We start from the raw sequence: 6877 nt of genomic DNA on the forward strand, positions 1-6877 counted from the left end.
AGCGCTTCTACTATCTCTTGTTCAAAGTTAATCTCAAATCCTTGCACATCTCCTACTCCCCAAGCATAAAAATCTAGTGGCCTGCCTGCTGTAATTGATGAGTCGAGCTGTCTTATTGCGCCAGAGGCTGCGTTTCTTGGGTTTGCAAAAACCGGCTCGCCTTCTTCAGATAACTCTTTGTTTAGCTTATTAAAGGCTTTAATTGGATATAAAACTTCCCCACGTATTTCGATTAGCTCTGGGATATTGGACTTTCCCTTTAAATTAAGTGGAATAGTGTTTATCGTCTTGAGGTTTGCGGTTACATCTTCTCCTACAGTTCCGTTTCCTCTTGTTGCACCCTGGGTTAAGACCCCGTTCTCATATGTAATCGATGCAGACACCCCGTCAAATTTAGGCTCTGCAATATATTCTATGTCCTCAGAAATCTCGAGCATTCTTTTTACCCTGGTGTCAAACTCATACGCACCCTGCTCATCAGAGATGTTATCAATACTCATCATCGGCGCCCTATGAGGAACAGATTTAAATCCTTGGGCTACCTGTCCTCCTACTCTTTGTGTGGGAGAGTTCGGCTCAACAAGATCTGGATACAAGGCTTCAAGATGCTTTAGTTCATTTAATAAAGTATCAAACTCATAGTCAGAAATTTGTGGATTGTTTTCTATATAGTAAAGATAGTTATGATGCTCAAGCTCTTTAGATAGCTCAGCTATTTTCTTCTTAGCATTTGTCTTAGATATTTTCTTTTCGTTGGCCGCCATATGGAGTTACCTATTTCTTGCTTTTAAGCCACTTATTAAGTTCTTCGAAACTTAGAGCATTTAGTACATCTTTTTTCTCTACCCATCCTCTTCTTGCTGTTCCGACGCCATAGCGCATCTGCATTAGCTGCTCAGGGCGGTGAGCATCTGTGGAAATTATTACCTTTACTCCGGCTTCGACCGCTTTTTTCACATGCAGATCTTTGAGATCAAGTCTTAAATATGAAGAATTAACCTCAAGTGCTTTGTCGTTCTTAAGCGCTACCTCAATTATTTTATCAATGTCTACGTCATATGGCTCACGCTCGTTAATTAGTCTTCCCGTAGGATGACCAAGCGCATGCACGTAGGGGTTTTCAAGAGCACTTACTATACGCTTTGTCATGGTGTCCCCATCCATTTTAAAGCCGCTGTGAATTGAAACAATCACCATATCTAATTCTGCGAGCTCCCGATCAGGGTAATCAAGACTCCCATCCATTTTGATGTCTACCTCAGAGCCCATGAGTATATTTATTCCCTTAACTTTTTTGTTTACTTTATCAAGCTCTATTTTTTTCTTGTTCAATCTTTCAACAGACAGCCCATTTGCGATAGTAGAAGAGGGGGAGTGGTCAGTGATTGCTAGATATCCATAACCTAACTTCTTTGCTGAGAGCGCCATTTCCTCAATACTTGCCCTGCCGTCGCTCCAAGTAGTATGCATATGAAGATCGCCCTTAATATCCGAGAGCTCAATTAGGTTAGGGAGTTTTCCCTCAATTGCGGCTTCAATCTCTCCTCTGTCTTCCCTTAACTCGGGCTCAATAAATGGTAGTCCAAGCACAGAGTACATTTCTTTTTCAGTCTCACCTGCTACTTTCTCATCACCTTTAAAAATGCCGTATTCATTAATTTTAAGCCCCTTCTTGGTAGCGAGGCCCCTTAATTTCACATTGTGTGCCTGAGAGCCTGAGAAGTACTGCAGCGCCCCTCCGTAAGACTCTGGACCAACCACTCTTAGATCCACCTGAATGCCGTTTGTAGTAATAACGCTTCCCTTTGTCTCACCTGCGGCTAGCACTTCTTCTACAAATTGAAGCTCGCTGAACTCTTTCACAGTTGACTCCGTATCATCAGAGATTGTTAATATGTCTATGTCTTTTATTGTCTCTCTCATCCTTCTAAGAGAGCCTGCAATAATAGTGCCCTCAGTACCTTTTATGTCTTCAATCTCTTTTTTTATTGACTCTGCAAGTGGAAGTGCCACTCCGATATTGGTTCTACTTCTCTTTTCTCTTAATAGAGGTATACCCCTTTTTATCTCATCAACTTTTTTTTGTCCAAGTCCTTTAAATGAAAGTACTTCATCACTATCCAAAACCTTCTCTAAGTCCTCGAGGCTTCTTACATGAAGCTCTTTGTATAAGAGCGCAAGTGTCTTAGGTCCAAGTCCCTGGATTCCTAAGAGCTCTGTCATCTCAAGCGGAACTTTTTTTTGTAGCTCATTAAATTCCTTAATCTCACCTGTAGATATGAACTCTTTAACCTTTGCGGCTAGATCCTTTCCCACGCCCTGTATATCAATGACACTATCTTCAGCTACTCTTTGTTCTATAGCGTCGCTTAACTCCAATATATTCAGTGCAGCTTTCTTATATGCACGAATCTTAAAAGGGTTTTCGTCCAATATGCTGAGCATGGCGGCCATCTGCTCGAATATCTGCGCTATTTGGGCATTTTTACTCATTTGCTTATATCTTAGCTGATTCTGAGAATTATATAATTATGATTAGTGAAAATTTCGAGGGTAAATCTAGAGTTAGGAACACTATTCTATAGATGCCGTCTGCATCTCGGTTGAGAACCTTTTAACACCTGCAAATATGCCGTCTGCAATCCTATCTGTATAGTCTTTGCTTCTTAGCCTCTTTTCATCTCTAGGGTTAGATATAAATGAGGTTTCTACAAGTATGCTTGGTATGTTGGCTCCGATGAGAACGATAAACGGAGCTTTTTTAACCCCTTTATCTTTAACCGGGGGATACTTGGCTGATATGTTCTTAACTATTGAGCTTTGTACGTGTCCTGCGAAACGCTGGGACTCTTCAATCTTAGCTCCAAGCAGATATTGCTTAAGCACTTTGTCCATATCGCTTCTAGAGATTCTAGTGCTAGCATTCTCACGGGCCGCAACAGCAAGTGAGTTCTTATCGTTTGTCAGACTGAGGATATACGTCTCTATTCCGTAAGCCTGTTTGCTTCTGGCAGCGTTGCAGTGAATAGAAATAAATAGATCCGCGCCCATCTTTTTTGCAATTCCCGTTCTTTCTTCAAGAGGTATAAATTTATCAGTGCTTCTTGTTAGATATACATTTGTAATGCCGAATTTCTTGCCGTCTTTGTCCAGTTTTTGTTTAAGCGCTTTTGCAATTCTAAGGTTTACATCTTTTTCCTTAAGTCCAGTAGGGCCTATTGCGCCTGGGTCGTGGCCGCCATGTCCTGCATCAATTACCACAGTCCTAATCTTAAGCCCTAGCGCCTCAGAAAGTGAGGACACATCATCTTCAGGGAGACCCGGTTTATATTCAAAGTCATCATCCTGCTTTGCATAGTAGCCGCCGGACTTTTTACCTGTTCCCTCAATATCCATGACAATTCTGTACGGGTCCTGAAGGGCAAACACTTTATAGTCATCAAAGCTCTTAATGTATAGCACTACTCTGACTGTATCTTTAGTATTTCTTCCAAATTTAATCTGCTCTAAGAGCCCCTTTCGTATTGGTTCAACATATAAGTTCTTATCAACTGTAGCGCCTTGGATGTCCACAAAAAGCCTTGGGGGCGTTCCGTGGTTAGGGTCTGGCTTTAGAAGTCTGGATTTATACTTTGAGTCTTCATCCAGATGTATAACTACCCTTGTGTAATCATCGGTGGACCAGTGGCGTATTTGACTTACTTTGTTTAGCCCTGATGTATCGGGACTTGATTTCTTAGATTTGTATACAGGTTTTTGTTTAGGCTTAAACGGCGCTAGCTCCTGGCGTTTATTAAGTGCCACAGTTTTCATATCACCGTTTGGAAAATCTTCTACAAGTTTGTCATATTCTAAATATGCTTCTGATTTGCTCTCTCTTTCTACAATACGGGCAACTCTTAGCTGCGCATCGTCAGCAAAATTGCTATCAGGATATTTCCTTACAAATTTCCTCGATGTTTCAACTGCCAGATCGAAGTCTTTCTGAGAATTAAAACGCTCACCTATTTCCTCATACATCTTTCCGGCTAAGAATAATGAGTTAGGAGCCTTGGGACTATTTGGATAATCAACGTCTATGCTAAAGAATGCCCTGGCAATCGTCTCCCATATCTCTTTATTTTTAGACTTATCTTTGCTAACCGTTAGGTTTTTATATAATTCGAAGGTTTGCTCATAGAGCTGCACCCCTCTATCCTGACCAAATGAAGTTTGAATTGAGGAAATTAGAACAATTATGGATAAAACTGTTAAGAAAGATAATGTTCTTTTAGTCACTTTAGTTATATAATTATACTATTCTGATAGTAATTTGTAAACATTATTTTATAAATTACTTTAACATTTTAGGGCTATAACCATTATAAAAAAGACATATTTTTTTGAAATGACCCAAAGTTAATGCTAAATTTCTCTAAATGAGGGTCGTAATACTTGGCTGTGCTACTTCTACAGGGGTTCCTATTATTGGATGCTCGTGTCAGGTATGTACTTCGGATAATCCAAAGAACAAAAGAACCAGATGCTCAGTATTTATAGAGACTAAAGGGAAAAATATATTAATTGACAGCTCAACTGACCTAAGATTTCAGGCTCTAAGAGAAAATATCACCAGATTAGACGCTGTACTATATACACATTCGCATGCCGACCATACTCATGGTATTGATGAGCTTCGGACATTTAATTTTATAAACAATATGATTATTCCCTGTTACGGAAATTCATTTACGCTGGATAATTTGAAAAATAACTTTGCCTACATATTCGATGGTGCTTACTCAGCAGGAGGCAAACCAAAGCTGGATTTACATGAAGTTGAAGATGAATTCTATATTGAAGATGTTAAAATCACGCCCGTTGAGATCAATCACGATCGATGGATGATACTTGGCTATAGAATCGGCAATATGGCATATCTAACTGACTGCAGCGGCATCCCTGAAAAGTCTATGGATAAGCTAAAAGATTTGGATCTGCTAATAATTAGTGCGCTTAGGTACGATGAGCATCCTGCCCACTTTAACATCGAGCAGGCCGTTGAGATCTCTAAGGAAATAGGTGCCAAGCTCACAATGTTTACGCATATGGGTTGTGCTGTAGACTATGATACTTTGTTAAGGGAGCTCCCTGAGGGAATAGTTCCAGCTTATGACGGAGCTGAGGTAGAGCTAGATGAAGCCTAACTTGTATTGGCGGTAAAGTGCAGGGACAATTATTTTCTTACAAATTAAAGAGGTGGTAAAATGCAGGAAGTTATAAAAAAGTTGCTTCAGAAAAATGATACAAAAATAGTGTTTTGCGTACTGGACGGAGTAGGGGGACTACCTCAAAACGCAAAGACTGAGCTTGAAACTGCTAACACGCCAAATATGGACGCGCTTGCTCAAAAGAGCGCATGCGGCCAGCACTTACCAGTAGCCTATGGTATAACCCCTGGAAGCGGCGCCGCGCATTTAGGCCTCTTTGGATATGACCCGCTAAAATATGAGATCGGAAGGGGCGTACTCGAAGCGCTAGGGCTTGGGCTTCATCTTGGGCCAAATGATTTGGCTATAAGGGGAAATTTTGCAACTGTAAAATACGAAGGAGACACTCCGATAGTAGTAGACAGAAGAGCAGGGCGCATACCGACGGATGAGAATATTCGTATAGTTTCAAAAATTACAGAGAAGATTAAAGAGATTGACGGTGTTAGGGTTAATATGACCTCAGGATTAGATCACCGCTCTGCTATCATCTTCACATTCCCCGAGCCTATACCAGAGGGTGGGGATGCTATACACGATACTGACCCTCAGCTTGAGGGCGCAGAGCCAATTCGTCCAACCGGAGCTAACCCACAGGCTCAGAAAGTAGCTGACGTTGTGGCAAAATTTATTGACCAAGTGGCTGAAATCATAAAAGACGAAGAGAAAGCGAACTATCTTCTAATGAGAGGGTTTGCTGTTCATCCAGACCTTGCCTCCTATGAAGAGGCATATGGACTTAACGCGGCCTGCATTGCAACTTATCCTATGTACAGGGGCGTCGCTAAACTGGTTGGAATGGAAGTACTCGAAGTTGAAGACTACTCTATCAAAGCTGAGATTGATACTCTTAAGAGAGATTTCGATAAGCATGATTTTTTCTACTTTCACGTTAAGAAAACTGACAGCTACGGTGAAGACGGAAACTTCAATGCAAAGGTCGGTGTTATAGAAGAATTCGATAGTTTTATTCCTGATATTTTAGAATTGGACCCTGATGTAATTGTTATAACCGGCGATCACTCTACCCCGGCGAATATGAAGGCTCATAGCTGGCACCCCGTGCCTATTTTAATAAATGCTAAGAATGTAAGGGCAGGCGGAACTTCTGGCTTTGGAGAGGCTGACTGTCTTAAGGGCGAGCTCGGTACATTTAGAGCCGTTGATCTTATGACCCTAGTTCTTGCCCATGCTGGAAGACTTCAGAAATACGGCGCTTAAATCTTGAAAATAGCCAGCCTTATGCTAATTTATACACTCCTTATTGCCAACTTAGTGACTTCAAATGTTGCTATGACTAAGGACAAAGTAACTAGTAGAACCTCGGCACTATGTAGTTAGAGTGTCAGCGCACAGTATTTAAAATGTGAGCGCATACTATGCGCGTGCCGAAGTGGTGGAATTGGCAGACACGCAGTCTTGAGGGGGCTGTGCCTTCGGGCGTGCGGGTTCGACTCCCGCCTTCGGCACCATAAATCTCTTTTTGACTATTAAATATAGTTATCCTTTTACATCATCCCCATATTTTGAACTAAGGAAATAGGCCGCTATAAGGCTTATTACCCCAAGGGCCATTATATAGAATGCAGGGGAAGCTAAATTATTAGTTCTAGAGATAAGCCAGGTGC

5 protein-coding genes and 1 tRNA gene are annotated in these 6877 nt (G+C 41.2%); 3 read left to right on the forward strand and 3 right to left on the reverse strand.

What is annotated here, in order from left to right:
- The 3 genes from AAF462_08730 to AAF462_08740 form a co-directional block, all read right to left on the reverse strand.
- Positions 1 to 764: NAD-dependent DNA ligase LigA (locus AAF462_08730; GenBank protein MEM7009203.1), on the reverse strand; the 764-nt coding region annotated here is incomplete at its 3' end.
- 10 nt (positions 765 to 774) lie between these two features.
- Positions 775 to 2493: a DNA polymerase/3'-5' exonuclease PolX gene (gene polX / locus AAF462_08735; protein MEM7009204.1), complete on the reverse strand. Its 1719-nt coding sequence runs from the start codon at positions 2491 to 2493 to the stop codon at positions 775 to 777.
- An 81-nt stretch (positions 2494 to 2574) separates the two neighbouring features.
- Positions 2575 to 4278 (reverse strand): N-acetylmuramoyl-L-alanine amidase, encoded by a 1704-nt coding sequence (locus AAF462_08740; GenBank protein ID MEM7009205.1) that lies wholly within the window; start codon positions 4276 to 4278, stop codon positions 2575 to 2577.
- 140 nt (positions 4279 to 4418) lie between these two features.
- Between AAF462_08740 and AAF462_08745 the strand changes: the two genes are divergently transcribed.
- From AAF462_08745 to AAF462_08755, 3 genes are all read left to right on the forward strand, one after another.
- Positions 4419 to 5186 (forward strand): MBL fold metallo-hydrolase, encoded by a 768-nt coding sequence (locus AAF462_08745; protein MEM7009206.1) that lies wholly within the window; start codon positions 4419 to 4421, stop codon positions 5184 to 5186.
- A gap of 60 nt (positions 5187 to 5246) precedes the next feature.
- The gene (locus tag AAF462_08750; GenBank protein ID MEM7009207.1) at positions 5247 to 6470 is read left to right on the forward strand and encodes a 2,3-bisphosphoglycerate-independent phosphoglycerate mutase; all 1224 of its coding nucleotides are present in this window, start codon (positions 5247 to 5249) and stop codon (positions 6468 to 6470) included.
- A gap of 166 nt (positions 6471 to 6636) precedes the next feature.
- Positions 6637 to 6721: transfer RNA gene (locus AAF462_08755), tRNA-Leu, on the forward strand.
- The last annotated feature ends 156 nt before the right edge of the window (positions 6722 to 6877 follow it).

It is taken from the genome of Thermodesulfobacteriota bacterium (assembly GCA_039028315.1).
GTDB lineage: Bacteria > Desulfobacterota_D > UBA1144 > Nemesobacterales > UBA2774 > CR02bin9.

Coding starts and splice junctions, on each gene's coding strand:
- AAF462_08750 (MEM7009207.1), top strand. CDS start 5,247: ATGCAGGAAGTTATAAAAAAGTTGCTTCAGAAAAATGATACAAAAATA.
- AAF462_08745 (MEM7009206.1), top strand. CDS start 4,419: ATGAGGGTCGTAATACTTGGCTGTGCTACTTCTACAGGGGTTCCTATT.
- polX (MEM7009204.1), bottom strand. CDS start 2,493: ATGAGTAAAAATGCCCAAATAGCGCAGATATTCGAGCAGATGGCCGCC.